28 protein-coding genes and 2 pseudogenes are annotated in these 26,080 nt (G+C 63.1%); 12 read left to right on the top strand and 18 right to left on the bottom strand.

The window, feature by feature from the left end:
* Positions 1 to 9: 9 nt before the first annotated feature.
* The 6 genes from FJ934_RS09880 to sppA form a co-directional block, all read right to left on the bottom strand.
* Positions 10 to 867, bottom strand: coding sequence for an RNA methyltransferase (locus FJ934_RS09880; protein WP_140609189.1), 858 nt, complete (start codon positions 865 to 867; stop codon positions 10 to 12).
* Positions 868 to 1,959: a class I SAM-dependent rRNA methyltransferase gene (locus tag FJ934_RS09875; RefSeq protein ID WP_140609187.1), complete on the bottom strand. Its 1,092-nt coding sequence runs from the start codon at positions 1,957 to 1,959 to the stop codon at positions 868 to 870.
* A 113-nt stretch (positions 1,960 to 2,072) separates the two neighbouring features.
* Entirely contained in the window at positions 2,073 to 3,038 is a 966-nt protein-coding gene (locus FJ934_RS09870) for an ornithine cyclodeaminase family protein (protein WP_140609185.1), read from the bottom strand.
* Positions 3,039 to 3,075: 37 nt separating this feature from the next.
* Positions 3,076 to 3,408 (bottom strand): DUF1049 domain-containing protein, encoded by a 333-nt coding sequence (locus tag FJ934_RS09865; RefSeq protein WP_140609183.1) that lies wholly within the window; start codon positions 3,406 to 3,408, stop codon positions 3,076 to 3,078.
* Between the two features lie 54 nt (positions 3,409 to 3,462).
* Positions 3,463 to 3,747: an integration host factor subunit beta gene (locus tag FJ934_RS09860; RefSeq protein ID WP_006200394.1), complete on the bottom strand. Its 285-nt coding sequence runs from the start codon at positions 3,745 to 3,747 to the stop codon at positions 3,463 to 3,465.
* A gap of 78 nt (positions 3,748 to 3,825) precedes the next feature.
* Positions 3,826 to 4,782, bottom strand: a complete 957-nt coding sequence (gene sppA, locus FJ934_RS09855; protein ID WP_140609181.1) for a signal peptide peptidase SppA — start codon at positions 4,780 to 4,782, stop codon at positions 3,826 to 3,828.
* A gap of 356 nt (positions 4,783 to 5,138) precedes the next feature.
* Here sppA and lptC point away from each other — a divergent pair, with 356 nt between their 5' ends.
* From lptC to ptsN, 6 genes are all read left to right on the top strand, one after another.
* A complete protein-coding gene (gene lptC / locus FJ934_RS09850; RefSeq protein ID WP_140609179.1) occupies positions 5,139 to 5,834 on the top strand; it encodes an LPS export ABC transporter periplasmic protein LptC in 696 nt (231 codons plus the stop codon).
* A 4-nt stretch (positions 5,835 to 5,838) separates the two neighbouring features.
* A complete protein-coding gene (locus FJ934_RS09845) occupies positions 5,839 to 6,429 on the top strand; it encodes an LptA/OstA family protein (protein ID WP_140609177.1) in 591 nt (196 codons plus the stop codon).
* Positions 6,429 to 7,247 carry an LPS export ABC transporter ATP-binding protein gene (gene lptB / locus FJ934_RS09840; RefSeq protein ID WP_140609175.1) on the top strand — a complete coding sequence of 273 codons (819 nt, stop codon included), beginning with the start codon at positions 6,429 to 6,431 and terminating at the stop codon, positions 7,245 to 7,247. The genes FJ934_RS09845 and lptB overlap by 1 nt, the downstream gene beginning before the upstream one ends.
* 216 nt (positions 7,248 to 7,463) lie before the next feature.
* On the top strand, positions 7,464 to 8,990 hold the full coding sequence (rpoN, locus tag FJ934_RS09835) for an RNA polymerase factor sigma-54 (RefSeq protein ID WP_140609173.1): 1,527 nt from the start codon (positions 7,464 to 7,466) through the stop codon (positions 8,988 to 8,990).
* 266 nt (positions 8,991 to 9,256) lie between these two features.
* The gene (raiA, locus tag FJ934_RS09830) at positions 9,257 to 9,841 is read left to right on the top strand and encodes a ribosome-associated translation inhibitor RaiA (protein WP_127279801.1); all 585 of its coding nucleotides are present in this window, start codon (positions 9,257 to 9,259) and stop codon (positions 9,839 to 9,841) included.
* A gap of 57 nt (positions 9,842 to 9,898) precedes the next feature.
* On the top strand, positions 9,899 to 10,363 hold the full coding sequence (gene ptsN / locus FJ934_RS09825) for a PTS IIA-like nitrogen regulatory protein PtsN (protein WP_010911486.1): 465 nt from the start codon (positions 9,899 to 9,901) through the stop codon (positions 10,361 to 10,363).
* 55 nt (positions 10,364 to 10,418) lie between these two features.
* Here the strand turns inward: ptsN and FJ934_RS09820 are convergent, their stop codons facing one another.
* Both FJ934_RS09820 and FJ934_RS09815 read right to left on the bottom strand, forming a co-directional pair.
* The gene (locus FJ934_RS09820; RefSeq protein WP_140609171.1) at positions 10,419 to 10,676 is read right to left on the bottom strand and encodes a DUF1150 family protein; all 258 of its coding nucleotides are present in this window, start codon (positions 10,674 to 10,676) and stop codon (positions 10,419 to 10,421) included.
* Between the two features lie 121 nt (positions 10,677 to 10,797).
* The gene (locus FJ934_RS09815) at positions 10,798 to 11,223 is read right to left on the bottom strand and encodes an Hsp20 family protein (protein WP_096450220.1); all 426 of its coding nucleotides are present in this window, start codon (positions 11,221 to 11,223) and stop codon (positions 10,798 to 10,800) included.
* Positions 11,224 to 11,561: 338 nt separating this feature from the next.
* Between FJ934_RS09815 and FJ934_RS09810 the strand changes: the two genes are divergently transcribed.
* Positions 11,562 to 12,506, top strand: coding sequence for a nucleoside hydrolase (locus FJ934_RS09810; RefSeq protein WP_140609168.1), 945 nt, complete (start codon positions 11,562 to 11,564; stop codon positions 12,504 to 12,506).
* 29 nt (positions 12,507 to 12,535) lie between these two features.
* On the opposite strand, the gene FJ934_RS09805 is transcribed toward FJ934_RS09810, so the two are convergent.
* From FJ934_RS09805 to FJ934_RS09785, 5 genes are all read right to left on the bottom strand, one after another.
* Entirely contained in the window at positions 12,536 to 12,964 is a 429-nt protein-coding gene (locus tag FJ934_RS09805) for a hypothetical protein (RefSeq protein ID WP_181165572.1), read from the bottom strand.
* A 27-nt stretch (positions 12,965 to 12,991) separates the two neighbouring features.
* Positions 12,992 to 13,606, bottom strand: coding sequence for a LysE family translocator (locus FJ934_RS09800; RefSeq protein ID WP_140609164.1), 615 nt, complete (start codon positions 13,604 to 13,606; stop codon positions 12,992 to 12,994).
* A gap of 84 nt (positions 13,607 to 13,690) precedes the next feature.
* Positions 13,691 to 15,133, bottom strand: a complete 1,443-nt coding sequence (locus tag FJ934_RS09795; RefSeq protein WP_140609162.1) for an amidase — start codon at positions 15,131 to 15,133, stop codon at positions 13,691 to 13,693.
* 10 nt (positions 15,134 to 15,143) lie between these two features.
* Positions 15,144 to 16,046: a ribokinase gene (locus FJ934_RS09790; protein ID WP_140609161.1), complete on the bottom strand. Its 903-nt coding sequence runs from the start codon at positions 16,044 to 16,046 to the stop codon at positions 15,144 to 15,146.
* A gap of 269 nt (positions 16,047 to 16,315) precedes the next feature.
* Entirely contained in the window at positions 16,316 to 17,194 is an 879-nt protein-coding gene (locus FJ934_RS09785) for a bifunctional helix-turn-helix domain-containing protein/methylated-DNA--[protein]-cysteine S-methyltransferase (protein WP_140609159.1), read from the bottom strand.
* 115 nt (positions 17,195 to 17,309) lie between these two features.
* Between FJ934_RS09785 and FJ934_RS09780 the strand changes: the two genes are divergently transcribed.
* On the top strand, positions 17,310 to 18,125 hold the full coding sequence (locus tag FJ934_RS09780; protein ID WP_140609157.1) for a class I SAM-dependent methyltransferase: 816 nt from the start codon (positions 17,310 to 17,312) through the stop codon (positions 18,123 to 18,125).
* 44 nt (positions 18,126 to 18,169) lie between these two features.
* Here the strand turns inward: FJ934_RS09780 and FJ934_RS09775 are convergent, their stop codons facing one another.
* Positions 18,170 to 18,664, bottom strand: coding sequence for a DUF2244 domain-containing protein (locus tag FJ934_RS09775; RefSeq protein WP_140609155.1), 495 nt, complete (start codon positions 18,662 to 18,664; stop codon positions 18,170 to 18,172).
* A 22-nt stretch (positions 18,665 to 18,686) separates the two neighbouring features.
* Here FJ934_RS09775 and nth point away from each other — a divergent pair, with 22 nt between their 5' ends.
* Positions 18,687 to 19,493, top strand: coding sequence for an endonuclease III (gene nth / locus FJ934_RS09770; protein WP_140609153.1), 807 nt, complete (start codon positions 18,687 to 18,689; stop codon positions 19,491 to 19,493).
* On the opposite strand, the gene FJ934_RS09765 is transcribed toward nth, so the two are convergent.
* The gene (locus FJ934_RS09765; protein ID WP_140609151.1) at positions 19,487 to 19,942 is read right to left on the bottom strand and encodes a DUF2214 family protein; all 456 of its coding nucleotides are present in this window, start codon (positions 19,940 to 19,942) and stop codon (positions 19,487 to 19,489) included. The genes nth and FJ934_RS09765 overlap by 7 nt on opposite strands.
* Positions 19,943 to 20,228: 286 nt before the next feature.
* Between FJ934_RS09765 and FJ934_RS09760 the strand changes: the two genes are divergently transcribed.
* Positions 20,229 to 20,768, top strand: coding sequence for a GNAT family N-acetyltransferase (locus FJ934_RS09760; protein ID WP_140609149.1), 540 nt, complete (start codon positions 20,229 to 20,231; stop codon positions 20,766 to 20,768).
* A 7-nt stretch (positions 20,769 to 20,775) separates the two neighbouring features.
* Here the strand turns inward: FJ934_RS09760 and FJ934_RS09755 are convergent, their stop codons facing one another.
* Positions 20,776 to 23,268 (bottom strand): EAL domain-containing protein, encoded by a 2,493-nt coding sequence (locus FJ934_RS09755; RefSeq protein WP_140609147.1) that lies wholly within the window; start codon positions 23,266 to 23,268, stop codon positions 20,776 to 20,778.
* Positions 23,269 to 23,945: 677 nt separating this feature from the next.
* Between FJ934_RS09755 and FJ934_RS27955 the strand changes: the two are divergent.
* Both FJ934_RS27955 and FJ934_RS09745 read left to right on the top strand, forming a co-directional pair.
* A pseudogene (locus FJ934_RS27955) lies at positions 23,946 to 24,301 on the top strand (tripartite tricarboxylate transporter permease); the annotation flags it as partial.
* Positions 24,293 to 24,831: pseudogene (locus FJ934_RS09745) on the top strand (citrate/2-methylcitrate synthase); the annotation flags it as partial. The pseudogenes FJ934_RS27955 and FJ934_RS09745, both read left to right, overlap by 9 nt.
* A gap of 3 nt (positions 24,832 to 24,834) precedes the next feature.
* Here FJ934_RS09745 and FJ934_RS09740 read toward each other — a convergent pair.
* Together FJ934_RS09740 and FJ934_RS09735 are read right to left on the bottom strand one after the other, a co-directional pair.
* The gene (locus tag FJ934_RS09740; protein ID WP_140609145.1) at positions 24,835 to 25,311 is read right to left on the bottom strand and encodes an NUDIX hydrolase; all 477 of its coding nucleotides are present in this window, start codon (positions 25,309 to 25,311) and stop codon (positions 24,835 to 24,837) included.
* A 127-nt stretch (positions 25,312 to 25,438) separates the two neighbouring features.
* Complete coding sequence (locus FJ934_RS09735; RefSeq protein ID WP_140609143.1) at positions 25,439 to 25,777, bottom strand: hypothetical protein; 339 nt, start codon at positions 25,775 to 25,777, stop codon at positions 25,439 to 25,441.
* Positions 25,778 to 26,080: the final 303 nt, after the last annotated feature.

Here is a 26,080-nt window from a genome sequence, read left to right as displayed (position 1 = left end):
GGATAGCCCTCACTTGGAGTCCGCGATGGGGTCGAGCTTCAGCGCACCGCGCCGGATCTCGAACAGCATGATGCCGGTGGCGACGGCGAGATTGAGCGAATCGGCGCGGCCGGCTTGCGGAATCCTGAGCAACCTGTCGCAACTGGCCGCCAGGCTTTCGGGCAGGCCCTGCTGCTCGTTGCCCATCATCAGCAGCACCGGTCCGCGGGAAAAGTCGACCGAGCGGTAGTCGACCGCGCCTTTCAGATGCGTGCCGGCGACGAGGCCTGAAAACCCGCCGCGCCAGGCAAGGAAGGCCTCGGTCGTTGCCTTCGCCACCGGCACGGCGAAGATCGAGCCCATGGTGGCGCGCACCGTCTCCACCGAAAAAGGATCGGTGGTGTCGCCGACCAGGATGACACCCTTGGCGCCGACGGCATCGACGGTGCGGATGACGGTGCCGAGATTGCCGGGGTCGCGCACCCGGTCGAGCGCCACCCAGACATCGCCATTGCCGGCGCGGATGTCCTTCAGTGTCTGGAATTTCTGCGAGAAGACGCCGACCACCATTTGCGGATTGTCGCGGCGAGTGATGGCGACAAGCACCTTTTCCGATACTTCGAGCACCGTGCCGCCGGCGGCAACCGTGCGCGCGGCGACCTTCTCCACCGCCGGGTTGCCGCGTCCGGCCTTGGCGAAGACCAGGGTCCTGATCTGCCAGCCCAGGTCGAGCGCATCGATGACCAGCTTCAGTCCCTCCGCCATGAAGGCGTTCTGCTGGTCGCGGAATTTCTTCAAGGCGAGTGCCTTGATGTCCTTGACGAGCGGATTGGCGAGGCTGGTGACTTCCTTCACCTGGCCGGGTGCGCCCACGTGCCGCTCGTTCATTCAGGCCACCCAACGCGAAAACAGTGATGTCGAAAGCGCCCGGCCGGCGGACTTTTCACGGATGATCAGCTCACCTGATTCGACCCTGCCGCCCATGCCGGCAAAGGTGTCGCGCATCAAGGCATGGATGGCAAAGAAGGACGCGCGGATCGAATAGGCGGTCAGCACCACGGCAAGCGGCTTCGGCGTCAGGATCGCGCGGCAGAGATCGGTCAATGCCGGCAGGTCCTCGAACAATTGCCAGACCTCGCCCTTGGGACCACGGCCATAGGCCGGCGGATCGAAGAGAATGATGTCATAGCGGCTGCCGCGGCGCTCCTCGCGTTCGGCGAATTTCATCGCGTCGTCGACGATCCAGCGGATCGGCTTGTTGCCGAGCCCCGCCATCTCCTGGTTTTCGCGCGCCCAGCCGATCGCCTTCTTCGAGGCGTCGACATGGGTGACCTCGGCGCCCGCGCGCGCCGCCACCAGCGAGGCAAGGCCGGTATAGCCGAACAGGTTCAGGACCTTGACCGGCCGCTTCGCCGCCGCGATCAGCCCGGCCATGTGGTCCCAGTGCGAGGCCTGCTCCGGAAAAACGCCGACATGGCGAAACGAGGTGAAACGGCCGAGATAATCAATGCCGTCATGCTTCATCGGCCAGGTTTCGCCGAGTGGCGTCTTGGGAAAGCGCCAGCGGCCAATGCCTTCCTCGTCGGTATCGCCGGTGAAGATTGCGTCGGCACGCTCCCAGTCCTTTGCCGGCAAGGCCTTCTGCCAGATCGCCTGGCCCTCGGGCCGCACGATGCGGTAGGGGCCGTATTGTTCAAGCTTCTGGCCGGAGCCGCTGTCGAGCAGCGCATAATCGGCGTTGGGCGCCACTTCGAGGATCAGCGGAAGCTGCTCGGCCGGCAGGGCGCCATCGCGACGGGTAAGGATGCGCGGCGCGGACCTCGGTTCAAGCTGGTTATCTGGTTTCAAGTCACGCGATTCGCGCGGCTTGGCGTCTGTCTTGACCGCTGGCCGATTCTCCTGCGGGCGCGGCTGTGCGGCCCCACCCTTCGCCGGCTGGTGCGGGCGGCCGTCGCGGCGTTTGTCGCGAAAAGACTTCAAGAGGCAGCATCTCCGGCGGTTCGGCCCGCTTCTGCCACAGCTATGCCCTTGTGCGCAACAAACGGCGATTGTGGAACGGCTGGCGACTGGGGCCGCGAAGAAGCTCGCAGATGTTACGGCTTGAGCGCCGTGTAAACGGCAATGCCGGCGGCAAGGTCCTCGAGCGCGGCGCCGACCGACTTGAACAGCGTGATCTCGTCAGTGCTCTCGCGGCCCTTCTTCTGATTGCGGGCGAGTTCGTGCAGGTCGGCGATGATGGCTTCCGGTTTCAGGATGCCGGAGGCCAGTGGCTGGACGATGTCGCCGGCCTCCTTGGTGGCGCCGGCGCGGGTGTCGACATAGACACGGGCGCGTGCGATCGCGTCGTCATCGCTTTCGCGCATCGTCGGGGTGAAGCCGCCGACCAGGTCGACATGGGTTCCCGGCCGCAACAGCGAGCCCTTGATAAGCGGCGTGGTGGTGATCGTCGCGGAGGAGACGATGTCGGCCTGGCCAAGCTCGGCATCGAGATCGATCGCGGCGCTGGCGGCGAAGCCCTCGGCGCGCAGATCGGCCGCGACTTTCTCGGCATTGGCCGGGGTACGGTTCCAGATGCGGATGGTTTTGATCCGCCGCACCGCCGAATGCGCCTTGGCGAGGAACGGCGACAGGGCGCCGGCGCCGACCACAAGTAGGCGTGAAGCATCGTCACGAGCGAGATAGGACGCCGCGAGCGCCGAGGCGCAGGCCGTCCGCCACTGCGTCAGCCGCTGGCCGTCGATCAGGGCTTCCGGTTCGCCGGTGCTGCCGTTGAGCAGAAGATAGAGACCCATCACGGCGGGCTTGCCGATGGCGTTGTTATCGGGCGAGACGGTGACGATCTTGACACCGATGTGCCCCCCGGCCGAGGTGCCGGCGGCGTTGAAATCGGTCCATGCCGGCATCAGCAGCAAGGTCGAGGCCGCACCATCGGGCCGTTCGACCGCGTGATGATGCCTGACGGGCTGCACCGCACCCTCTCGAAACGCGGTGCGCAACGTTCCGACCAATCCAGGAAAGGTCAGCGCACGGTCGACCTCGGCGGCCGAAATGGTCAGCATGAAAAGCTCCGTGAAACGAAAGGCGCCGGCCGGCGGTTCAATTGCTCGGCTTCGGCAGCACCGGTCCCTGCGGCGCCGCAGGCGTGCGGCTGACCGCCTGGCGCAGGTTTTCCGCCTCGACGCCACGCTGACGCGCCAGCTTGCGGTAGCGGCCCTGCTTGACCCAGGTTGCCAGGCTGCCGACGATCATGCCGATGGCCAGCGCCAGGAACAGGAAGATGAACAGCGGCAAGGTGAGCGTCAGCTTCGGATTGCCGGGGTTGAACGGGTCCAGCGTGAAGGCGACGAGTTCGCGGTTGGCGACGGCCAAAGCGATCAGGATGATCGCGAGAGGCACGAAGACCACGATGAGCATGAAGCGATTGAGCATGATATCTTCCGTCGCAAGCGGGCCGGACAAGGCCGTCTGGCGCTGATGTTGCGCCTACTTGCCGCCGTTCAGCCTTTCGCGCAGTTCCTTGCCGGTCTTGAAGAACGGCACCCATTTCTCCTCGACCTCGACCGATTCACCGGTGCGCGGATTGCGGCCGGTGCGCGCGGGGCGGTTTTTCACCGAAAAGGCGCCGAAGCCGCGCAGTTCGACCCGGTTGCCTTCGGCAAGGGCGTCGGTGATTTCATCGAAGATCGCGCCGACGATGTTTTCGACGTCGCGCAGGAAAAGATGCGGATTGCGCGTGGCAATAATCTGCACAAGTTCGGACTTGATCATCAGACGGGTCCCCGTGAAAGCCGTGCGGTCAAAATTATCAGGATGATTTTGTTTGTTTTTTCAGTCCCAAGCGGCGTCTCAAGGGTGCCAGACGGAAACGAGACCGTCAAGAAACAAGCGGTCGGCGCCGAGTTCGTGGATGACATCGCCGCTGTAGTCAGGCAGGCCGAGCGCGCCGCCGATCGTTTTCACCATGGCCTTTGACCAGAAGAAGCCTCCGCGCCGTTCGGTGTTCTTCCACTCGACCACCTTGAGTTTGGCATCGACACCCTTGGTCGCCAGCCAGTCGATGGCCTCGGTCTCGCCGCCGACGGAGTCGATCAGGCCGTTGGCGACACCCTGGCGGCCGGTGAAGATCGAACCGTCGGCAAGCGCCAACGCTTGTTCATGGGTCATCTTGCGGCGCTCGGCGACGATGCCGACGAACCAGTCATAGCTGTCGAGGATGAGCTTGCGGACCATGGCGCGCTCGTCGTCATTGGTCGGCTTGAAGGGAGACGGCGAGGCCTTGAGCGGCGAGGATTTCACCTCCTCCAGCTTGACGCCGAGCTTGTCCATCAGGCCGCTGACGTCGGGATACTGGATCAGCACGCCGATCGAACCGACGATCGAGGTCTTGCGGGCGACAATGTGGTCGGCGGCACTGGCGATCATATAGCCCGCCGAGGCGGCGAGCGTGCCGACTTCGGCCACTACAGGCTTGTCGGCGGCCACCTTGCGCACCTCCTCAAAGATCGATTCGCCGCCGACAGTGGTGCCGCCGGGCGAATCGATCGCAAGGATCACGCCTTTTACCTTCGACGACTGGCGGATAGTCTCCAGCCGCTTGATCAGTTCGTCATCCTCGGTGATGGTGCCTTCGATCCTGACCTTGGCGATATGGTCGACAGTCGCCCCGCCGAAATCGTCGCGGTACAGCCAGGCCGAGAGCATAATCACCCCAAGCGCCACGATGCCGAAGGCCGCGACACGCCAGAAAGTCAGCTTGCGCCGCAAACGGCGGCGGTCGATCAGGTCGTCGGCTCTCATTGCCATGGTCAGCCTCACAATCGGCGGGAAGAGATGCTTTAGACCATGATGCCCACATCGGGAAGCAGTTCCGTCTTCCCGATGGCGCGGCAATCCGCGCGCGCCGATCCTCAGGCTGTCCATTTTGTGACTGGCCTGGGCAACGGACCCAAGGTAAAGGGAGGAACAGCAGCGATGAAAAACGACGCAACGGCGTCCATTTCTGCTATGAAGTACCGGTTGTTGTGCTGACCTGGTTTTCGTTTGTACAACGGCAGTTGTCACATTTTTGCGCGTTTCGTCGGCTTGTGCTTGCTTGAGGGCGCTGGCATCCCACCTATAGGCGGTGCTCCGGGCGGGCAGGGTTTTAGAAGAAAGCAGTCATGTTAGCGCGACCGAATGAACCGACCAGCCCCGAGACGGAGTTGGCTCCCCCGGCGGATGGCCGGACACGGAGCGATGCGTTCGACCGCGCCCAGCGTCATTCGCGCCGCGTGCGGGTGCTCAAATTCGCGGTGCCCTTGGCTGCGGCGTTGATCGCCGTCGCCTTCCCCGTCTATTCCTATCTTGCGGCGCCCGTCTCCGTCGCGGTGCAGGCCGAAGGCACCGCTTTTTCCAACGGCAAGCTGGTGATGGCCAATCCCAAGCTCAACGGTTTCACCAAACAGAAGCAGCCCTATTCGATGACGGCCCTGCGGGCGATACAGGATGTCAGCACGCAAGGCATCATCGAACTCGAAGGCATAGACGCCAAGGTTCCGGTCGGGCCAGACAATGTCGCGGCGGTCAAGGCCTCGCAGGGCACCTACGATCGCAACGGCAATACTATGAAATTGACCAGTGACGTCTCGATAACCACGACCGATGGTATGCAAGCCAAGTTCAAATCGGTCTTCCTCGACATGGGCAAAGGCACTATGAAGACGGATGATCCCGTCGATGTCAGTCGTGGCGGGTCGCGGATCACGGCGGATTCCTTGTCGGTCCAGGACAATGGCAAGATCCTGGTGTTCGAGAACAGGGTGCGCGTCAACATCGATCCCGCCAGTCTGAAGGCGGCTGAGGCAAAGGGCGAATAGGCGAATGTGGCTCAACAGTTCGACACGGCTTGCGGCCGCAACTTCGGCGCTGCTCCTGCTTAGCCTGACGCCGTCGCTGGCGCAGTCCAGTGCCACCAGTCAGGTGTCAGGCCTCAAACTGGCCGGCGATAAGCCTATCCAGATCGAGAGCGACAAGCTTGAAGTGCGGCAGGCCGAGAATGTCGCCATCTTCACGGGCAATGTCACGGTCGCCCAAGGGCCGACGCTGATGAAGGCCGGCAAGATGATGGTCTATTACGTCAAGGATCCCAACGCAGCGGCCAAGGGCACGGAAGCCGCGGGGGCGGCGATGACCGGCTCTGCCAACATCGACCACCTGGAAATCTACGACAAGGTCTACATCAAGTCGGATCAGCAGGTCGCGACCGGCGATCAGGGTAGCTTCGACATGAAGAGCCAGGTGCTGGTGCTTTCGGGCAAAAAGGTCGTTCTGTCGCAAAACGACAATGTCCTGGTCGGCTGCAAGCTGACCGTGCAGATGAAAAGCGGGCTGGCTCAGGTCGACCCATGCGCTGGGCAGCGTGTCCAGATGTCGATCACGCCGCCGCCGAAATCGGGAGCGACGAACCCCTGATGGCCAGCCTGTCGTCGCTGACGGCGCGTCTTCCGGGACGGGCCGCAGGCAAGGTTTCGGCTCCGGCCACAATCACTGCCGACAAGGCCAAGTTCAAGGGAACCTTGATCGCCAAGGGCCTGACCAAGAGCTATAAGGGCCGCAAGGTCGTCAGCGGCGTCACGCTGGGCGTGCGTGCCGGCGAGGCCGTCGGGCTGCTCGGCCCCAACGGCGCCGGCAAGACAACCTGTTTCTACATGGTCACCGGCCTGGTGCCGGTGGATGAAGGCACGATCGAGATCGACGGCTTCGACGTCACCTCGATGCCGATGTACCGTCGCGCGCGCCTCGGCATCGGCTATCTGCCGCAGGAGGCCTCGATTTTCCGTGGCCTCAACGTCGAGCAGAATATCCGCGCCGTGCTGGAAGTGGTCGAAAAGGACCGCAAGGTGCGCGAACGCAATCTCGACGAACTGCTCGAGGAATTCCACATCAGCCATCTGCGCAAGGCGCCATCCATGTCGCTCTCCGGCGGCGAGCGGCGCCGCCTGGAAATCGCGCGCGCTCTGGCGACGCGCCCGGCCTACATGCTGCTCGACGAGCCTTTTGCCGGCATCGATCCGATCGCTGTCGCGGATATCCAGCAATTGGTGCGCCATCTGACGGCACGCGGCATCGGCGTCCTCATCACCGACCACAATGTGCGCGAGACGCTCGGTCTGATCGACCGCGCCTATATCATCCATGCCGGCCAGGTGCTGACCCATGGCCGCGCCGACGAGGTGGTGGCGAACCCCGACGTGCGGCGGCTTTATCTGGGCGAGGGTTTTACGCTTTAGGGCTGTTCAGCATCGGTAGAATCGATGAACCGCTCCTGGTCACGATTTTGCGTGTGACCGCCTGTATTTCCGCGATTTTCGCCAGGCTAACCGTCCGGTAAGCGGGTTTTGCTAGCCTTCGCCTTGACAAGCAAAAGCCGGGCCAGTTTCTATGGCCGGCCGCGAAATTCATTTCCGGCAGTCCGGACGCGTAGAGGAGGCGTTTGAAACCGAACCATGGCGTTGGCGGCGAAACTACAGCTCCGACAGTCGCAGTCGCTGGTGATGACGCCGCAGCTGATGCAGTCGATTCGGCTGCTGCAGTTCACCCATGTCGAACTCGAGCATTTCATCGACGAGGAGATCGAACGCAACCCGCTGCTGGAGCGCGCGGAGCCGCAGGACGATGCTGTCAGCGACCAGGCGCAGAAAACCGAGGTGGAGCCGCAAGCGGCCGCCGACGGCGACTGGTTCGAGAACGAGGCGGGATGGAGCGCCGAGGCGATCTCGGAAAAACTCGATACCTCACTTGAGAACCTGTTTCCCGACGATCCCGGCACCAGCGAGCGGCTCGGACCCGACCTGACGGCACAATGGAAATCGGCCTCGGGCAATGGCGGCGGCTCCTCGTCCGAGGGGCTCGACGTCGGCGACATGGCGGCGAGTGCCGTCACCTTGCGCGACCATGTCGGCGAGCAGATCGCGCTCGCCTTCGCCGATCCCGCAGCGCGGCTGATCGCCGGGGAACTCGCCGACAGCCTGGACGAGAGCGGCTATGCCAGGGCCGATTTTGCGGAAATCGCTAGGCGTCTGGGCACTGACGACACCGCCGTGGGCAGGGTCCTGGCGGTGTGCCAGACCTTCGAGCCGGCCGGCCTGTTCGCCCGCGATCTTGCCGAATGCTTGTCGCTGCAGCTTGCCGTTCGTGATCGCCTCGACCCGGCGATGCAGGCCCTGGTGGCCAATCTCGAACTCCTGGCGCGGCGCGATTTCCAGGCGCTGAAGCGGATCTGTGGCGTCGACGAGGAGGATTTGCTCGATATGCTGGCCGAGATCCGGGCACTCGATCCGCGCCCGGGCATGGCTTTTTCAGGCGGCGCCAGCGACGCCATTGTCGCCGATGTCGAGGTGCGCGCGGCCAATGACGGCAGCTGGACGGTCGAGCTCAACGCCGAAACGCTGCCGCGCGTGCTGGTCGACCATATCTATTTCGCCCAGGTCTCGCCGCACGCCAAGAATCAGGCGGAAAAGGACTTTCTGGCCGAGTGCCTGCAAAACGCCAACTGGCTGACGCGCAGCCTCGACCAGCGGGCAAAGACGATCCTCAAAGTGGCCTCGGAGATCGTGCGCCAGCAGGATGCCTTCCTGGTCCATGGCGTGCGCCACCTGAAACCGCTCAACCTGCGCACGGTGGCTGATGCCATCAGCATGCACGAATCGACGGTCAGCCGGGTCACCGCGAACAAATACATGCTGACCCCGCGTGGCGTGTTCGAGCTGCGCTATTTCTTCACCGCCTCGATCGCCGCGTCGGGCGGTGGCGACGCGCATTCCTCGGAAGCGGTACGTGACCGCATCAAGCAACTGATCGACGAGGAGAAATCTGTCGACGTGCTGTCCGACGACGCGATCGTCGACATGCTCAGGGAAAGCGGCGTCGATATCGCCCGGCGCACGGTCGCCAAGTACCGGGAAGGCATGAATATTCCGTCTTCCGTGCAGCGCCGGCGCGAGAAGCGGGCGCGCGCCAGCGCCGGCCGTTAGGCCCTTGCGATTTTCCACAGCTCTCGAGCTTTATTGACAAGGCGCGGTGAAGTGGCTAGAAGCCCGCCCGCATGAGACGGGCTTGATGCCCGCTAGCGGATGGTCCGTCACGACAATGGCCCCGGGATGGTCAAGAAGGCGGCTTGTGATCAACCGGAAAGTTCGGATTTAAATCGGCGCGAGTGACGCCGCAAAGCTTGTGCGCACGGATCACGAGTATAAACTCGGGCCAGTTTGAAGCCTGAGCAAGGAAGGTCAGTTTTCAGATGAATCTGCGCATATCGGGAAAGCACATGGATATCGGCGATGCGTTCCGCACACGCATCAACGATCGTGTCGGTGAAGCGATCGGCAAATATTTCGATCGCGGCTTCGCGGGGCACGTCACCGTCATCAAATCGGGCTCGCGCTATTCGGCGGATTGCATGATCCGGCTGGATTCCGGCGCCTCGCTGCAGGCCACCGGCGATGCCCAGGATCCGACCCTGGCCTTCGAGGCCGCGGCCGATCGGCTGGAGACCCGGCTTCGGCGCTACAAGCGCCGTCTGAAATCGCACAATTCGGGCAATGGCAATGGCGAGTTGACCGACATTGCCTATACCGTGATGGCACCGCTTGCCGATGACGACGAGGAAATCCCGGAGGATTTCGCACCGGCCATCGTCGCCGAATCGACCATGACGCTGAAGACCATGTCGGTGGCCTCGGCCGTCATCGAGCTCGATACCAAGGACAGTCCGGTGGTTGTTTTCCGCAATGCCGGAACCGACCATCTCAACATCGTCTATCGCCGGCCCGACGGAAACATCGGCTGGATCGATCCGTCCACGACCAAAGTCGCACAGGGATAAAAGCCAGCCGCACGAGGGGTGGGGACTGGCGCGGCAGGCGAACAAGGATTTTCAAGCATGGATCTGAGCGATCTTATCAGCGTTCCGGCGATTTTGCCGGCGTTGAAGGCGAATTCCAAGAAGCAGCTTCTGCAATTGCTGTCCGAGCGGGCGGCGGCGATTTCGGGCATTCCGGAACGGGAGGTGTTCGACACCATCCTGCAGCGTGAGCGCCTGGGTTCGACCGGCGTCGGCAACGGCATCGCCATCCCGCACGGCAAGCTCGCCGGCGTGAAGCGCATCGCCGGCGTTTTCGCCCGGCTGGAAACGCCGGTCGATTTCGAATCACTGGATGACCAACCGGTCGATCTGGTGTTTCTGCTGCTGGCGCCTGAAGGGGCGGGTGCCGATCACCTCAAGGCGCTGTCGCGCATCGCGCGCGTGCTGCGCGACGCCGACACGGTGGCCAAGATCAGGGGGACGCGAGACGCCACGGCGATCCACGCGCTTTTGTCGGACACGCAAGCCTCGCACGCGGCCTGAAGCCATTTTGGATGAGGGCCGCCGTGAGCGGCCCTTTTTTGTTTTATCGGCCGCCTTAATGAATGGCGACCGTGGTCAGGTCGTTTTCCATGGCGCCGGCCAGCGCGCGGTCACGCGCGTCGGAAAGCAGGATCGGCTGGCCGTTGGCGGCAAACAGGGCCCACAGCTCGAGGCCGGGCGCGATTTCACCGATGTTGGGGAAGCGGCCGAGCAGTTCGTCGCTCGAGACCTTGCGGAGGTAAGCGACAGAGCCTTCGCCGAGATGGGCGAATTCGCCGCTGGTCATGGTGATGGTTTCGTCAGTTCTGGTCATTTCAAGCCTCCTTGGCGCGAGGACGCCGCTAAAGGCCATCCCGCATGAGAGCCATTCAAGTTGGTGCATCGTGCTTTCGCAAAATCGGTGCCGACTTTTTCGGCCGATGCAGTGGTAAGGATCAGTCTTTCACCGATATATTTATTTTCCGTACCAGCCGTTCGGACTCCGGCCGATCGAGGTCGATCGACAAAAGGCCGTTTTTCAGCTCCGCCGCGATCACCCGCATGCCGTCGGCCAGCACGAAACAGCGCTGGAACTGGCGCGCGGCGATGCCGCGGTGAAGGAATTCGCGCTCGGTGTCGTCGGTTTGACGGCCGCGCACGACCAACTGGTTTTCCTCCGTTGTCACATCGAGATCGCTTTCGGCGAAACCGGCGACGGCGAGCGTGATACGCAGCCTTTCGGCCTTGCCGTCGGTGCCGCTGAGGCGCTCGATGTTGTAGGGAGGGTAGCTGTCACCGGATTTCGCCAGGCGCTCCAAGGTCTTTTCCATGGCGTCGAAACCCAGGAGAAGCGGGCTGGAGAAAGGCGTCATTCGGCTCATGTTACACTGTCCTCTCAAGAGCGACATAAACTGGAAAAACCCTGATGGCATTTTTCCCGATGGCCTTGATATGGTCCGCCTCGCGACCAAGTTCAAGCCATCGAAAGACCCGCCCAAAAGACCAGGTCGTGAGCTCGCAGGAACAGCCCAAAAGGATCAGCGTCCTGGACTCACAGGAATAATCGATATGGCGCTTGAAACGACGCGCGGATGCAAGGAGAAGCGCCAAGGTCGGGACCATTCCCGGTCAAGCGGTTCGGCAGCTTGCAGTCGGTTCGGCGTCTCTCTGGCGTGCGATCGGTCCAATGAGCTCATGGCCAGCCAAACAAGGAATTGAAATGCCGCAACCACGCAAGATCATCATCGACACGGATCCCGGCCAGGACGACGCCGTCGCCATTCTGCTGGCGCTTGGCAGCCCCGAACTGGAGGTGGTCGGCATATCCGCCGTCGCCGGCAACGTGCCACTGAAGCTTACCGAAAAGAACGCCCGCAAGATCTGCGAACTGGCCGGGCGGCCGGAGATCAAGGTTTATGCCGGTGCCATCCGTCCCCTGGCGCGCGAACTGGTCACCGCCGAGGAAGTGCATGGCAAGACCGGCCTCAACGGGCCGGAATTGCCCGAACCGACGATGAAGCTGCAGGAGCAGTATGGCGTCGACTTCATCGTCGAGACGCTGATGAGGGAAGAGAGCGGCACCATCACGCTCTGCCTGCTCGGGCCGCTGACCAACATCGCGCTGGCTTTGATCCGCGAACCGCGGATCGCATCGCGCATCAAGGAAATCGTGCTGATGGGCGGTGGCTTCTTCGAAGGCGGCAACGTCACCCCGGCGGCCGAGTTCAACATCTATGTCGATCCGCAAGCCGCCGATCTGGTGTTCAAGTCCGGCATCCCGATCGTGATGATGCCGCTCGACGTTACCCACAAGGCGCTGACCACCGCCAAGCGCATCAAGGCCATTCGTGATCTGGGCAGCAAGGTTGGCATTGCCACCGCCGAGATGCTGGAATTCTTCGAGCGCTACGACGAGGGCAAATACGGCACCGACGGCGGTCCGCTGCACGACCCCTGCGTCATCGCCTATCTGTTGAAGCCGGACCTGTTCAAGGGCCGCAACTGCAACGTCAGCGTGGAGACCGCCTCGGAGTTGACCATGGGCATGACCGTCATCGACTGGTGGGGCGTGAGCAAGCGGCAGAAGAACGCCATGGTGATGCGCGACATCGATCATGACGGCTTTTTCGCGCTGCTGGTGGAAAGGCTGGGGCGGCTGAACTGACGTTTGGAGCAGCCGGTACGTGCGCGGCATCACCTATTGAGCAATCGATAGGTGTCGACGCCGTGCTTGTGGTGTTGCCGCTCGATGGGAATGAGCGAGCCGACAAGATGCGGCCGCTCGACATCGTCATCGATCCATATCCGTGTGTTGTCGTCATTGAGGCGCACATCGTAGGTGTAGTATAAATCGTGACCTACCATGGCGTACGGGCTAATAGGTTTCACTCTGATATATTCGACCACGCCCATTACACGTTGAGTGGCGACGACCGGGTTGATTTGAAGCTCCATGACCGCGATGGATTTGATCAGTGCCAAGGCGCAAAAGAAAGTGACGCCGATCACTGCGTCGCTGTACTCGTATTGCCAAATAAGCAAGCGATTCCGAAAGGAAACGTTTGACTTTTTCATATTGAAGAGTTGTGCAGCTATGCACAACTCTTCAATATATCGCTGCAAAAAATTTCAAAAGAAGGCGCTTCGCCATCATTTCGACCGTGAAAACGCCAGCCACAGGCCGCCGCCGACCATGAAGCTGCCGCCGATCCTGGACAGGAGCTTGATGCGGCTGGCCGAGAGCATGCGGCCGGCCCGGCCGGCGGCCAATGCATAGGTCGAGTCCGACATGGCGGCGAAGATCATGGCGGTGAAACCCATGATGACGATCTGAAGCGGGTAGTTGCCGGCTGGAGAGATGAACTGCGGAAAGAAGGCGCCGAAGAAGATCAGCGTCTTGGGGTTGCTGAGCGCCACCAGCAGGCCCTGCATGAAGAACCCGCCGCGCGGCTTTCTGGCGGTTCCGTCCGCGTTCAGCGTGCCCTTGGAGCGGAACATCTGCACGCCCATCCAGATCAGATAGGCGGCGCCGATCAATCGCACCCACTCGAACCAGTGGCCCATGCCCGAAATCAGCGTGTTGAGACCGATACCGACGATGGCAATCATGACGGCAAGGCCGGCCTGCGTGCCGGCGACATTGGCGAGGCCGGCGCGCGACCCGTGGCGGATGCTGTTGGCGATGATCAGCGTGACCGTGGGTCCGGGCACCAGGATGATGACGATGCAAGCGACGACATAGGCTGCGTAGAGTTCGAGCGACATGTTTTCCTCGATCAGAGCGCCGGCTGCGCAGCGCGGTGAACGACAATCAATGCATGGCGGCGGTAGCGGCGCATGCCGTGCAACTCAGGCGCCAGCCTGCCACGGCAGCGTTGCCTCGTAGGCCGCGGCAGCCCTCAACACGTCCACGTCGCCGCGCGGCCGTCCGATCAGCTGCATGCCCATCGACCTCCCCTTGTCGTCGAAGCCGACCGGCACATTGACCGCCGGGCAGCCGCCAAGCGTGGCGAAGGCGGAAACCTGCATCCAGCGGTGATAGCTGTCCATCGCGCGTCCCGCGACCTCGCGCGGCCAGTGCATGCCGACTGCGAAGGGGAAGACCTGTGCGGTCGGCAGCGCGATCAGGTCGAAGCGGTCGAAGATCGACAGGAGCGTGCGATGCCAGGAGGTGCGGACGACCGAGGCGGCGCGAATCTGCGGCGCCGTCAGCCGCATCGCGTTTTCCACCTCCCAAATGGCTTCCGGCTTCAGCAGGCCGCGCTTCGAGGGGTCGTCGTAATGGGTTTTGAGAGCGCAGCCGCTGCTGGCCTGGCGCAGCGTCACGAAAGCCTGCCACAGCGCCTCGAAATCGAAATCCGGCCGCAAGGGTTCAGCCGGGAAGGATGCTTCGACGAACCGGCCGAGTGCCGCCTCGCAGAGATCGAGAATGCCCGGCTCGATCGGCAGATGACCGCCGAGATCGCCGAGCCAGGCGATGCTGCCGCTGGTTGCTGGTCCAGCGAGCCCTTCGAGGAACGAGCCAGGTTTTTCATAGGACAATGGCGCCTGCGGATGATATCCCGCCTGTACGTCCAGCAGCAGCGCCATGTCGGCGACGTTGCGGCCCATCGGTCCCTCGACGCCCATCTGCGCGTGGAAGACCTCGAGGTCCGGCCCGCCGGGCACCAGCCCCTGGGACGGGCGGAAGCCGTAGACATTGTTCCAGGCCGCCGGATTGCGCAGCGAGCCGCCGAAGTCGCTGCCGTCGGCGACGGGCACCATGTCGAGCGCCAGCGCCACCGCCGCGCCGCCACTCGACCCGCCGGCGGAGAGCGCCGGATCGAAGGCGTTCAGCGTCGGCCCGAATACGTTGTTGTAAGTGTTTGAGCCGAGCCCGAATTCGGGGACATTGGTCTTGCCGATGATGATGGCGCCGGCGTTGCGGATACGCTCGACGAAGAAGTCATCTTCCTGCGGCACGAAATCGGCGAAGATCGGCGAGCCGAAAGAGGTGCGGAGCCCTGTGGTCGAGGCGAGATCCTTGATGGCGATCGGCAGGCCGAAGAGCGTTTCGGTTTCGGCCGCTTGCCGGCTATCGGCTGCATCGGCGTCGCGCAGTATATCCGTGCGCTCACGCAATGAGACGATGGCGTTGACCAGCGGGTTGACCGCTTCGATGCGGTCGAGGAAGGCCGTCACCACCTCGCGCACGGAAAGTCTCTTGCGGCGGATCGCGTCGGCGAGGTCGACAGCCGACAACCGGCAAATGTCGCCGGCTGGCGGCACGGCATGTTTGGTCCGGGGGCGCATTTTTCTTATCTCAATGGGATTTCAGGGCTTGGTCGACATCGGCGGCCAACGGGATCGCCGGCTGGGCGCCAGGCTTCAGGCAGGCCAGCGAGCCGGCCGCGCCGGCGCGTGCCAGCGCCTTGTCGAGCGCAAGGCCGGACGAGAGACAGGCAGCGAAGTACCCGCAGAAGGTGTCGCCGGCGCCGACCGTGTCGACAGGTGTGATCTTCATTGCCGGGACGGTCAGGAAGTCGGTCGGCGTTGCTGCCATCACGCCATCGCCACCGAGTGTGACGACGATGGTGCGCCCCGTCCTGCCGGCAAAATCGCGCATGCGTGCCGCCCGGTCGCGACCGCCGAGCGCCAGCGCCTCGCCATAGAGGTCGAACTCCGTCTCGTTGGCTACGACGTAGTCAGCCTTGCCGAGCAAGGCCGCCGCCTCGGCGTGAAACGGAGCGGTGTTGAGCACCGTGACGGCGCCGGCCGCGCTTGCCTGGTCGAGTGCGGCTTCGATGGTCGCCAGCGGAATCTCGTGCTGCAGGAGCACGACGTCCCCCTCTTTCACAAAGGTCTTGGAAAGGTCGCCGGGCACGACGGAGGCGTTGGCGCCGGGCACCACGGCGATGATGTTCTCGCCGTCGTCGCCGACTATGATCAGCGCCGTGCCGGTGGACGCAAAGGTTTCACCCACGCCCGACAGGTCGACCTTGGCGTCGCGCAGCAGTGCCAGCGCCTCGGCGGCGAAATTGTCCTTGCCGACGGCGCCGACCATGCGCACCGCGACACCGGCGCGCGCGGCGGCCAGCGCCTGGTTGGCGCCCTTGCCGCCGGGCGCCGTGGTGAAGCCGGAACCGCTCACCGTTTCGCCGGGGCTCGGCAAGCGGTCGACATTGGCGATAAGGTCGAGGTTGATCGAGCCGACAACGATAATCAAGAAGTGCCTCCCTGCTGAATGCGGGAAGCTATCCTGACAAGCCGTTCGACGCCAGACCACGCGAATGGTCCAGCACTATTTGCCGCGTCACTCACACAGCACTGTGAGCATGCCCTGATACTTGCCGGCCGGGAAGATGCCGCTCGACCTGGTGGCGGTGAGGTCGACCTGAACGGTATGAGTGCCGTTGACGATTCCGGCTGACCCGAACGAATGCTATCGCCAGGATATATCTCTGTGGAAGCAAAGTGGAAGCAAAAATCGATATTTCAGGACGACACTTGCCCGGCCTCCCAGCCCAGGATGGCGCGCTTGCGGGTCAGGCCCCAGTGATAGCCGGTGAGGTCGCCTGACTTGCCGATGGCGCGGTGGCAGGGAACGACGAAAGACAGCGGGTTGGCGCCATTGGCGGCGCCGACGGCCCGGCTGGCGCTCGGCGCGCCGATGCTGGCGGCGATGGAGGAATAGGTGCGAGCCTTGCCCATGGGTATCTGGAGCAGCGCCTCCCAGACACGAACCTGGAAGTCGGTGCCGATCATCACGACATGCAGCGGCTGGTCGGGGCGCCACAACGTCGGATCGAAAATGCGGGCGGCGTAGGGACCGGTCGCGGCCATATCCTCGACATAGAGGGCGTTCGGCCAGCGGCTGGACATGTCTGCGAAAGCGGCGCGCTCCTCGCCGGGGTCGCTGAAGGCAAGCCCGGCAAGGCCGCGATCGGTGGCCATGATCAGGGCGGTGCCGAAAGGCGAGGGGTGATAGCCGTAACGGATAGTCAGGCCCGCGCCGCGCGTCTTGTAGTCGCCGGGCGACATCGCTTCATGGGTGACGAACAGGTCATGCAGCCGGCCGGGACCGGACATGCCCAGTTCGAACGAGGTTTCGAGCAGCGGCATGCCGGAATCGAGCAGTCGGCGCGCATGGTCCAACGTTACCGCCTGCAGGAAGGCCTTTGGCGAAAGGCCGGCCCAGCGGGTGAAGAGTTTTTGCAGGCCGGTCGGCGTCTCGCCGACCTCTTCGGCCAGTTCTTCCAGCGATGGCTGATCACGGTAGTCGAGGCTGATCTTCTCGATGGCACGGCGAACGATCTCATAATCGCTGCCCTCGGGCGTGATGTCCTTTTTGAGGACCGCTGTCTGCGTGCTCATGGAACTGTCTCCTTGGCCTGGAATATCGCCCCTTGGGGCGCCGATCGCCACCCGAAACTTGCCTTCTCGCCTCGCATGCCCAGATAGACTCGCATTTCGTGCCCAAGAGGCGGCGATGGCTGGCGAAAAAACAGATATCACCGGGGCAAAGGAAACCTTGCTGATGACGCTCTACGGCAAGGCGCTGGAGAGCCGGCTGCCCAATTCGCTGCTGGAAGATCATTTCGCCGACGAGGCGGTGCGCAAGATCGATTATGATTTCTCCAGGCTCAAGATCGATGACAATCTCGGCATCGGCCTGGCAATCCGGGCCAAGACATTGGACGTCCGTGTCGAGGATTTTCTGGCCAGAAATCCTGGTGCCATCGTGCTGCATCTGGGCTGCGGGCTTGACACGCGCATCTTCCGTGTCGCCCCGCCAGTCGGCGTGGACTGGTTCGATGTCGACTATCCGGAGGTCATCGAACTCAGGCGGAAACTCTACCCGTCCCGAAACCACTATCATCTCATCGCTTCGTCGGTGATCGAACCCGGCTGGCTGGCCGAAGTGCCCCGCAACCGTCCGGCCATGGTGATGGCGGAGGGGCTGACGCCCTATCTCCCCGCCGACGAAGGGCTCCGCCTGCTTTCGCGGCTTGTTTGGCATCTTGCCAGTGGCGAACTGATGTTCGATGCCTACAGCAGTTTCGGGCTGAAGCTGCTTCGGCTCCATCCAGCCCTGAGGGTGACTGGCGCCGAGGTCCACTGGTCCATAGAGGATCCGCACGAGTTGGAACGGGCGGTCCCGAAGCTGCGGTTCGTCGAGGATATTTCCGCCTACAAGCCCGAACACGCCGCCCGCATGGGCTGGTCAGCCAAACTGTTCGTCCGCCTTTGGAAACACATTCCGGCGTTGCGCAAGATCGGCAGACTCCTGCGATATCGCTTTTAGGGCGTCATTCCGAAAAACGGGAACCGGTTTCGGAAAAGGTCGGTTCAGCGCGTCTTGGCGGTCGCCAGCGCCCGCGAAAAGGCGGTGGCAAAGGTTTCGCGGGAGTCGGGATCGAGAAAGCCGCCGATCGCCACGTTCTGGCCTTGTGCTTCCACCGTCATCCTGGTGATGCCGATTTCCGCATGACGGGCCACCGAAAACCGTGCCCAGAACGGGTTGAAGCGATGCGCTTCCGATTTCCCCGAAGGATCCGTCTTGCGGATATCGAGGCTGGTGCGGGAGACCGAAACCTCTTCGCGGGCGCGGGCGGCCCGGTAGTTGACACGGAAGGCGATGTAGACGGCGACGACGTCGAGGCCGAAGAAGCCGAACACCGGCCAGGCGCCGCGTGACAGGAAAAACGCGCCTGTCACCAGCCAGCCGAACAGCAGGGCGCCCATCAGAACGAAGAAGCCTGTCCTGCCCAGCGACCGGTGTGGTGTCAGCAACGCATGAAAGAATGGTTCGTCAGCCTTGAACGAGGCGTTTGTGTCACTCATGTCACGATATTATAGGAAGGAAATGGCGAGCCCCAAGTCCAAAGATTCTTCCCTGACCAAAAGTGAACTTTTGCCCGGACGGCGTGACGGCTCGACCGCCAGGCCGCGCCCCAGGCCAATGCGGTCCAGGTCGCTCTATAGCCCGGCCGAGGTGCATGAGATTTTCCGGCGCTTTTCGGTGCAGCGGCCGGAGCCGAAGGGCGAACTCGAACACATCAACGCCTTCACGCTTCTGGTGGCGGTGGTGCTTTCGGCGCAAGCGACCGATGCCGGCGTCAACAAGGCGACGCGGGCGCTGTTCAAGCTTGCCGACACGCCGCAAAAGATGCTGGCGCTCGGTGAAGCCAAGCTCGGCGACCATATCAGGACCATCGGGCTCTGGCGCAACAAGGCCAAGAACGTCCTCGCACTATCGGAGGCGCTGATCCGTGACCATGGCGGCGAGGTGCCTGATAACCGCGATGAACTGGTCAAGCTGCCGGGGGTCGGGCGCAAGACCGCCAATGTCGTGCTCAACATGGCTTTCGGCCAGCATACGATGGCGGTCGACACGCATATTTTCCGCATCGGCAACCGGCTTGGCCTGGCGCCCGGCAAGACGCCGGAAGAGGTCGAGCAGGGCCTGCTGAAGATCATCCCGGACGAGTACATGCGCCACGCGCATCACTGGCTGATCCTGCATGGCCGCTACGTCTGCAAGGCGCGCAAGCCGGATTGCCCGGCCTGCGTCATCGCCGATATCTGCAAGGCGCGGGAGAAGACCACCAGCATTCCGGCACCCTTGGTGCCGATCGCTCCGCTGGAGACAGTGGCCGCCGAGGATCAATAGCCGTAACCGCGCGCCATCGCAGCCGCGAAGACCGGAATCAGCAGGAAGACCAACGCCTCGGCGCGGACATAGGTCTTCACCGAGGCCAGTTCGCTCGCCGGCACGGCAAAGGAAGGGTTGGCGCTGGCTTGCCTGTTCCAGGAAATGAAGCGCACGGTGGGAATGATCGATAGCAGGCCGACGATCGCAAACGCCGCCATCTTGGCCCAGAACACCCAGTTGTGGACGTAGAATTCCCAGCCCTTGAGGCCCCAGACGACGCGGCCGATGCCGACGATGATGATGAGTGCGGCGATGGCGCCGTAGTGGCGGTCGATGCCGGCGAGCCGCTTGAGCGTCGCGGCGGGCAAGTCGCCACGGATCAGCACGAATTCTGCGCCGATGATCCCCGCCAAGGAAAACACCAGCAGATGATGGACGATTGCCAGCACGAGATCGGTCGTGTCCATGCTCTTTCCCTTTGCTCGAACGGCGCCGCTTGCGAGAGAGACCCGCTGGCCGCATAGCTAAATCGGTACGCCGCGACGGTAGCATCCTTGACGGGAAATCCCATGCCAAAGCATGCTGGACGAATTGCAGCGCGCCGGCGTCTCGATGAATATGGCCTGGCACGGCTGAAGTTCGACTCAGGTCACCGTGGAATATTGCACGCCCCTGGATGATGGCGCGTGTCGCGCTGGCCCTTGCACACCGGGGGCGATTTGCTAAGCGCGGGCAACATCAGCGAGGCAATCCATGGACAATCCGCAAGCGACCGTTGCCCCCGTGATCGAGACGCAGCGAACCGTTCTAAGGGCACACCGGCTGGAGGATTTCGACGCCTATGCGGCGATGTGGGTCGACCCGGTCGTCACCCGCTTCATCGGCGGCAAGCCGCGCACACGCGAGGAAAGCTGGATGCGCTTCCTGCGTCACGCCGGCCTGTGGTCGCTGCTCGGCTACGGCTTCTGGGCCGTCGAGGAGAAGGCGACCGGCCGTTTCATAGGCGAGGCCGGGTTCCACGACCTGAAGCGTGATATCGAACCGTCGATCGAAGGCATTCCCGAAGCGGGGTGGGCATTGGCTCCGGCCGCCCATGGCGCCGGCCTTGCCACCGAAATCGTCAGCCGCGTGCACGGCTGGGGTGAGGAGACGTTCGGACGGGCCAAGACCGTCTGCATCATCGATCCAGAAAACACCGCCTCGTTGAACGTCGCGAGGAAGTGCGGCTACCGTGAAGTGACGCGTACCGCCTATCACGACGCGGCGACAATTTTGCTGGAGCGGCTGCCCTGAGGCGGTTTCAGCCGGCTCTGCGGTGCAGTTTCTGCGCTAGATCGGCCCACGGATCTGCCGCAGCCGCCGCGGCTGAAGCGATGTCCGGGCCGCGCAGCACCGTCGAGCTGTCGAAAGGCTGTGGCCTGGCGATCCCATAGCCCTGGGCATAGTCGACGCCGATCGTCCTCAGGGCCGCGACGATGCCGTCGCTTTCGACGAACTCGGCGATGGTGCGCTTGCCCATGACCTTGCCGATGTGATGGATCATCTCGACCATGGCGCGGTCGATGCGGTCGTCTAGCATGTCCTTGACGAAGCTGCCGTCGATCTTGAGATAGTCGACCGGCAGGTGCTTCAGATAGGCGAAGGACGACATGCCGGAGCCGAAATCGTCGAGCGCGAAACGGCAGCCCAGACCGCGCAGATCGGCAATGAAGCGCATGGCATTGGTGAGATTGGCGATGGCGCTGGTTTCGGTGATCTCCAGGCAGATCATCGCAGGCGAAATGCGATGGACGAGGAACTGCTCGCGCAGGAAATCGAGGAACGTTTCGTCGCCGAACGTCGCTCCGGAAAGGTTGATGGCGCATGTAGTGATCGGCGCCATGCGCACATCGGCTTGCCGTGCGGCCAGAATGCGGAACGTGTTGCGCACCACCCAGCGGTCGATCGACGGCATCAGGCCGTAGCGCTCGGCCGCGGGAATGAAGCTCTGCGGGGTGACGAAGCTGCCGTCTTCGTCGGTCAGCCGCAACAGGATCTCGATATGCGCGCCAGCCTCGGCGACGTCGTCGTTGAGCGGCCAGATCTCCTGGGCATGAAGCCTGAAGCGATTTTGCTCCAGGGCGATGTGCAGGCGCTGCACCCAGGCCATCTCGCCAAAACGCTCGCGCAAGGCCATGTCGCCGTCGCTGTGGATCTGGACACGGTTGCGGCCTTTCTCCTTGGCCATGTAGCAGGCGACATCTGCGGCCCGCAGAACCTCCTCGATCGTCGCTTGCGCATTGGCGATCTGCACCATGCCGACACTGACACTGGTGTTGAAGGGCCTGTTATCCCAGGAAAAATGCAGATCCTGCACGGCCGCGCGCAGCCTTTCGGCGATGTCGGCCGCAGTGCCGGCCTCGCAATCGATCAGCAGCACGCCGAATTCGTCGCCGCCCAGCCGGGCCAGCACATCGCCGGACCGCAATTCGTTGGTCAACACCGAGGAAATATGGCGCAGCAACTGGTCGCCGGCGGCATGGCCACAGGTATCGTTGACCAGCTTGAACTGGTCGAGATCGAGATACATCAAGGCGTGCTGCCGGGCCTGCCCCTGCAAGTCGACGATCGTCCTTTCCAGCCGGCTTTCAAAAGCGCGCCGGTTGGCGAGCCCGGTCAGCGCGTCATGCGAGGCCTGCCATGAAAGCCGCTCGATATAATCCTCTTCCCGCGTCATGTCGTGGAAGGCGAGCACCGCGCCGACCACTTCGCCGGAAACGAGCAGGGGCGCGCCGGTCAGCGCGACGGGAACAATGGAGCCGTCCGGCCGCCGCAGCAATTGCGGACGGGCGCTGGAACGACGCGGGTCGCCGGCCAGAAGGTGCTCGACCAGTTGCGATTCTTCAAAGCTGGTGTCCTTGTCCACCAGGCGAAACAAGGATGCGATCGGCTTGCCCCTGGCTGTGCCCAACGGGCAAGCCAGCAGCTTCTCGGCAACCGCGTTCATGTAATCCAGCCGCCCGTCAGGGCCGGTGCTGATGACGGCCTGGCCAATCGAAGCCAGGGTGATCTGGGCGCGCTCGCGTTCGGTATTGAGCGCCAGCTGGAAGGCCTGACGCTGCGCGAGCAGTTTGCGCGTGCGCCACACGGCAAGCAGTATCAACAAGGCGGCGGTGACGAGATTGGCAAAGGTGAGCAGCATCTTGATGAAGCGCGAACCTTCGCCGAGGCTTTCCGAGAAGGCCTTGGAAAGCGGGCTGATCTCACGGTCGAGCTGGTGGATCTGCGTTTTCCAGGCGCTGATCTCGGCCAAAGATGCCGGCCCCTTGCTCAGCGTCTCGTGCATCGTGCCGCCGAGCCGCTGGATGGCGAGGATCATGGCGTCGGCGGCCGTCCAATGGCGGATGGCGGCATCGAGATAGCTGAAACCACGGAAATCCCGGAACAGCCAGATCATTCCGGGGACATCGTCGACGTGATTTCCACCCTGCAGGAAACCGATGCTCGCGGCTTCGATATCGGGCTGAGATTGCTCGAGTGCCAGGCGGGCCGACCGATCAGCCAGCGGAACGGCGATCGCCGCGCGATACTCGCTGAAGAAGTCCTCGTTGCCGGTGTCGGCATAGAGGCTGAGAAAATAGATAGCGTGCTTTTGGCCCTTCGACCACTGGCTCTCGCCGCCGACATAAGCACGAACCGCCGAAAGGGTGTAGAGGCTGAGGCTGGCCACCAGCGCCTGGATGAGGACGACGGCGACGAAGGGCCATACGAGTCCGAGAAGACGGGAACTCGCATCAATGGGTGACAGCTTCATCGAATCCTCATGGGCTTGCCATGATCCTGTCAGCGCGTCTGTCCGACTGTTTCATTCACCGGTTGAGACGATGTTGTTTCCCGCATGTCGCTCGGCTGGCGACCACGATCCGGTTATCATGGCGGGCTTAACAGCAAATAAATACTTTCGCTGTTTGCGGCGGCGATTCTTGCCATGGCGGCCGAATATTACGTAACGTCAGGCAACTGCTTCGAATTGAATCAGTTTGTATTTGAGGCTTATCGGCCATCTTGCCTGGGTCGCAACCGAACGACCTAGGGCTGAGCCTCCGCCGCGAGGCTGGCTTGCTCCAGCATGGAGGCATCGTCGCCGAAGGCACGGGTGGCGCGAGCCGCCGCTAGGGCAACCGACGTCTCATGGTTGAAGAAACGCAGCGTCGACGCGCGTGCTGGGGCCGGCCAGCGTCAAGGCGCCCAGCAAAACGCCTCCCGGTCCGAACGGCGCCGAGACGCCCGCCGTCTCGGGGTCTCGGTCGCCGACGGCGAGACAGCAACAGGTTCCGCGGATGCTCTCGTAGGGTTCGCCCGGCTGGCCGGAAAATGCCGCGAGCACGCGTCCGCCCGATCCGGCCAGCAAAGGCAACACGTCGCCTTCGCGTATGGTGTAGCGAATCGGATACTTGGATTCGACGCGGTAGAGACAGGTGCGGACGTCGCATTGTCACCGCTCTGGAAGGCAACAAGATGGCGCGGTCCGGGCGCGACGGTGCCGCGCTCGCCACCTGGCGATTGGCTCTTTCGTCGCCAGCACTCTTGGCATGCTGGGCGTCGCCTTCCTCGCGCCGGTGGTGGTCAAGTTCGCGCTTGCCTTCGGCTCGGCCGTATATTTCTCGCCGATGGTGCTGGCCTTCATCGCGCGGTCTGACCAGCCTGTTTGCCGGCTTCGTAATCGGCATGATCGGCGTGGCCTGCAGACGGGTCAGCCGCGCTTCACCTTCGGCATGACCGAACTGCTTGACGGCGTCGATGTGATCACTGCCGCCGTCGGCCTGTTCGCCGTCGGCGACGTGCTCGGCGATGTGCATGGCGGCGCCGGCGAACAGGCGCTTTCTTTCTATGGCGACATCGCGGTGGCGCTCGATGGTGGGGCGACGCTCCAAGATGCCGTCTCGTTACGGCTCGACCGCTTCTTCGCCGAGGAGAAGGGCTATGTGCCGGCTTCGGCCATCGCTTCCATCCGGTAGATCCACGCGCGCCGCGCCTGCTGGAACTGACCCGCGACTTTGCCGCGCGTGGTGTCGTCAAGGGGCGTTTCGCCGAGATTGCCGAGGCCATCGAGGCTGACGTCGCGCGGCGCAAAGGCAAAGGAATACCGCTCAACATCGACGGCGCCACGGCCGTCATCTATGGCGAACTCGGCTTTCCGCCGCCGCTGACGCGCGGGCTCTTCGTGCTGTCGCGCTCTGTCGGCATCCTGGCGCATGCCTGGGAACAATCGCAGCAAGCCGAGCGCAACAAGGGCCCGTTGCCGCGCGAATGGCTGTGGGCCTATGCAGGCACACCGGCGCGGCCGTTTCCGGAGGAGGATGAGGCTGGCGCGTGAAGCCTATACCTGGTCGAGTGGCGCGGGCTCGGGAAGCTTCAAGGTCTTCACCAGCGTCGACAGATCCGGTTCGTCGATGAGCATCGCCGCATCGGCCGGCGCCAGCCATGCCCGCTGCCGCCGCTTGGCCTCCTGCCAGTGGGCAAGCTCTTCCGTCACTTCAAGCAGATAGACGATGACGTCGACCCGGACAAAGTGGCTGGCCAGCCGCTTCCAGTAGGAATAGGAGCCTGCCGGCTCTCTCAGCGTCTTGCCGAGCACGCCGGCTTCCTCCTGCGCCTCGATGGTGGCTGCCTTGCGTCCGCTCTTGCCTTTCATCGGCCAACCCTTGGGCACGATGAAGCGTCTCGTCGTTCTCGACGTGACCAGCATCACCTCGATATCGCCGTGCGCGTTCCGCCGAAAGGGGACCGCGGCGACCTGGCGGATTCTCTCGCCTTTCTTGGCCTTGCGCACGGCCTTTTTCTTGGTGGCTGCCATTCGTAAAATCCAGTCGGTGCAGTGCCCCATAGCGTGATGCGGCGCCTTTGCAAAACCCAAACTGCCGCAGGGGCACTAGAGCGCGCCTACCATGTAAGTCGGCTAAATAAAAGGAGGTGCCGGCCTGTCAGCGGCAAGTGCTCACAGCCGTGTTGCCGATTATCTGCGTCTGGCAGGTCGGCCTGACCTTCGGCACGACCGGCGGCGGCTGCTGGACGATCACGCGGTCCTGAGCCCGATACTGCTGTTGCTGCTGCTGAAATTGCTCCCGCTGAACCCGGTTCTGCAAGGTCTGCAGATCGTTCTGCTGGATCAGCGCGTTGCCGTTGGCAGCGGGGTTGAGTGCTTGCGCGGAAGCAGGCACAGCAACACCGGCCAACACCACCGCCGCCAGCACCGCCGATGCAAAAACCACCGATGGTCGATGTACTGACATCCGCTCATTCCTGCCAAAGATGCTATTCATCCTTCGTATATAGGACGTTTGTCCGGCGATGCCATGGCCGGGGTGGAGTTCTCGAACAAGGCATGGGAGATCGAAGGCCGCTTTGCCGCAGCGGAGAATCTGCCCGGCAACCCCGCATTGTACTTGACGGAAGCGGTCGATTCGCCGCTCTATCGGTCGGCGCCGGCCTCGAGCTGAATGGCGTCAATGGCATCGGCCTGTCTGTCAGATACAACGGCGTCTTCGGCGAAACTGTGAAAACAGAACGCAGTCAGCGCGTCTCTCAAGGTCAGTTTCCAGGCTGGCTCGAGACGGGGCCGGGCG

It is taken from the genome of Mesorhizobium sp. B2-4-12 (assembly GCF_006441575.1).
Taxonomy (GTDB): Bacteria; Pseudomonadota; Alphaproteobacteria; order Rhizobiales; family Rhizobiaceae; genus Mesorhizobium.
The sequence above is the reverse complement of the archived record's forward strand: the minus strand, read 5'-3'. Positions and strand labels throughout refer to the sequence as shown.

Excerpts from the sequence above, each read along its gene's own strand:
- FJ934_RS09880 (WP_140609189.1), bottom strand. The coding sequence starts at position 867 with ATGAACGAGCGGCACGTGGGCGCACCCGGCCAGGTGAAGGAAGTCACC.
- FJ934_RS09870 (WP_140609185.1), bottom strand. The coding sequence starts at position 3,038 with ATGCTGACCATTTCGGCCGCCGAGGTCGACCGTGCGCTGACCTTTCCT.
- FJ934_RS09865 (WP_140609183.1), bottom strand. The coding sequence starts at position 3,408 with ATGCTCAATCGCTTCATGCTCATCGTGGTCTTCGTGCCTCTCGCGATC.
- FJ934_RS09860 (WP_006200394.1), bottom strand. The coding sequence starts at position 3,747 with ATGATCAAGTCCGAACTTGTGCAGATTATTGCCACGCGCAATCCGCAT.
- sppA (WP_140609181.1), bottom strand. The coding sequence starts at position 4,782 with ATGGCAATGAGAGCCGACGACCTGATCGACCGCCGCCGTTTGCGGCGC.
- lptC (WP_140609179.1), top strand. The coding sequence starts at position 5,139 with ATGTTAGCGCGACCGAATGAACCGACCAGCCCCGAGACGGAGTTGGCT.
- FJ934_RS09845 (WP_140609177.1), top strand. The coding sequence starts at position 5,839 with ATGTGGCTCAACAGTTCGACACGGCTTGCGGCCGCAACTTCGGCGCTG.
- lptB (WP_140609175.1), top strand. The coding sequence starts at position 6,429 with ATGGCCAGCCTGTCGTCGCTGACGGCGCGTCTTCCGGGACGGGCCGCA.
- rpoN (WP_140609173.1), top strand. The coding sequence starts at position 7,464 with ATGGCGTTGGCGGCGAAACTACAGCTCCGACAGTCGCAGTCGCTGGTG.
- raiA (WP_127279801.1), top strand. The coding sequence starts at position 9,257 with ATGAATCTGCGCATATCGGGAAAGCACATGGATATCGGCGATGCGTTC.
- ptsN (WP_010911486.1), top strand. The coding sequence starts at position 9,899 with ATGGATCTGAGCGATCTTATCAGCGTTCCGGCGATTTTGCCGGCGTTG.
- FJ934_RS09820 (WP_140609171.1), bottom strand. The coding sequence starts at position 10,676 with ATGACCAGAACTGACGAAACCATCACCATGACCAGCGGCGAATTCGCC.
- FJ934_RS09815 (WP_096450220.1), bottom strand. The coding sequence starts at position 11,223 with ATGAGCCGAATGACGCCTTTCTCCAGCCCGCTTCTCCTGGGTTTCGAC.
- FJ934_RS09810 (WP_140609168.1), top strand. The coding sequence starts at position 11,562 with ATGCCGCAACCACGCAAGATCATCATCGACACGGATCCCGGCCAGGAC.
- FJ934_RS09800 (WP_140609164.1), bottom strand. The coding sequence starts at position 13,606 with ATGTCGCTCGAACTCTACGCAGCCTATGTCGTCGCTTGCATCGTCATC.
- FJ934_RS09795 (WP_140609162.1), bottom strand. The coding sequence starts at position 15,133 with ATGCGCCCCCGGACCAAACATGCCGTGCCGCCAGCCGGCGACATTTGC.
- FJ934_RS09785 (WP_140609159.1), bottom strand. The coding sequence starts at position 17,194 with ATGAGCACGCAGACAGCGGTCCTCAAAAAGGACATCACGCCCGAGGGC.
- FJ934_RS09780 (WP_140609157.1), top strand. The coding sequence starts at position 17,310 with ATGGCTGGCGAAAAAACAGATATCACCGGGGCAAAGGAAACCTTGCTG.
- FJ934_RS09775 (WP_140609155.1), bottom strand. The coding sequence starts at position 18,664 with ATGAGTGACACAAACGCCTCGTTCAAGGCTGACGAACCATTCTTTCAT.
- nth (WP_140609153.1), top strand. The coding sequence starts at position 18,687 with ATGGCGAGCCCCAAGTCCAAAGATTCTTCCCTGACCAAAAGTGAACTT.
- FJ934_RS09765 (WP_140609151.1), bottom strand. The coding sequence starts at position 19,942 with ATGGACACGACCGATCTCGTGCTGGCAATCGTCCATCATCTGCTGGTG.
- FJ934_RS09760 (WP_140609149.1), top strand. The coding sequence starts at position 20,229 with ATGGACAATCCGCAAGCGACCGTTGCCCCCGTGATCGAGACGCAGCGA.
- FJ934_RS09755 (WP_140609147.1), bottom strand. The coding sequence starts at position 23,268 with ATGAAGCTGTCACCCATTGATGCGAGTTCCCGTCTTCTCGGACTCGTA.
- FJ934_RS09740 (WP_140609145.1), bottom strand. The coding sequence starts at position 25,311 with ATGGCAGCCACCAAGAAAAAGGCCGTGCGCAAGGCCAAGAAAGGCGAG.
- FJ934_RS09735 (WP_140609143.1), bottom strand. The coding sequence starts at position 25,777 with ATGAATAGCATCTTTGGCAGGAATGAGCGGATGTCAGTACATCGACCA.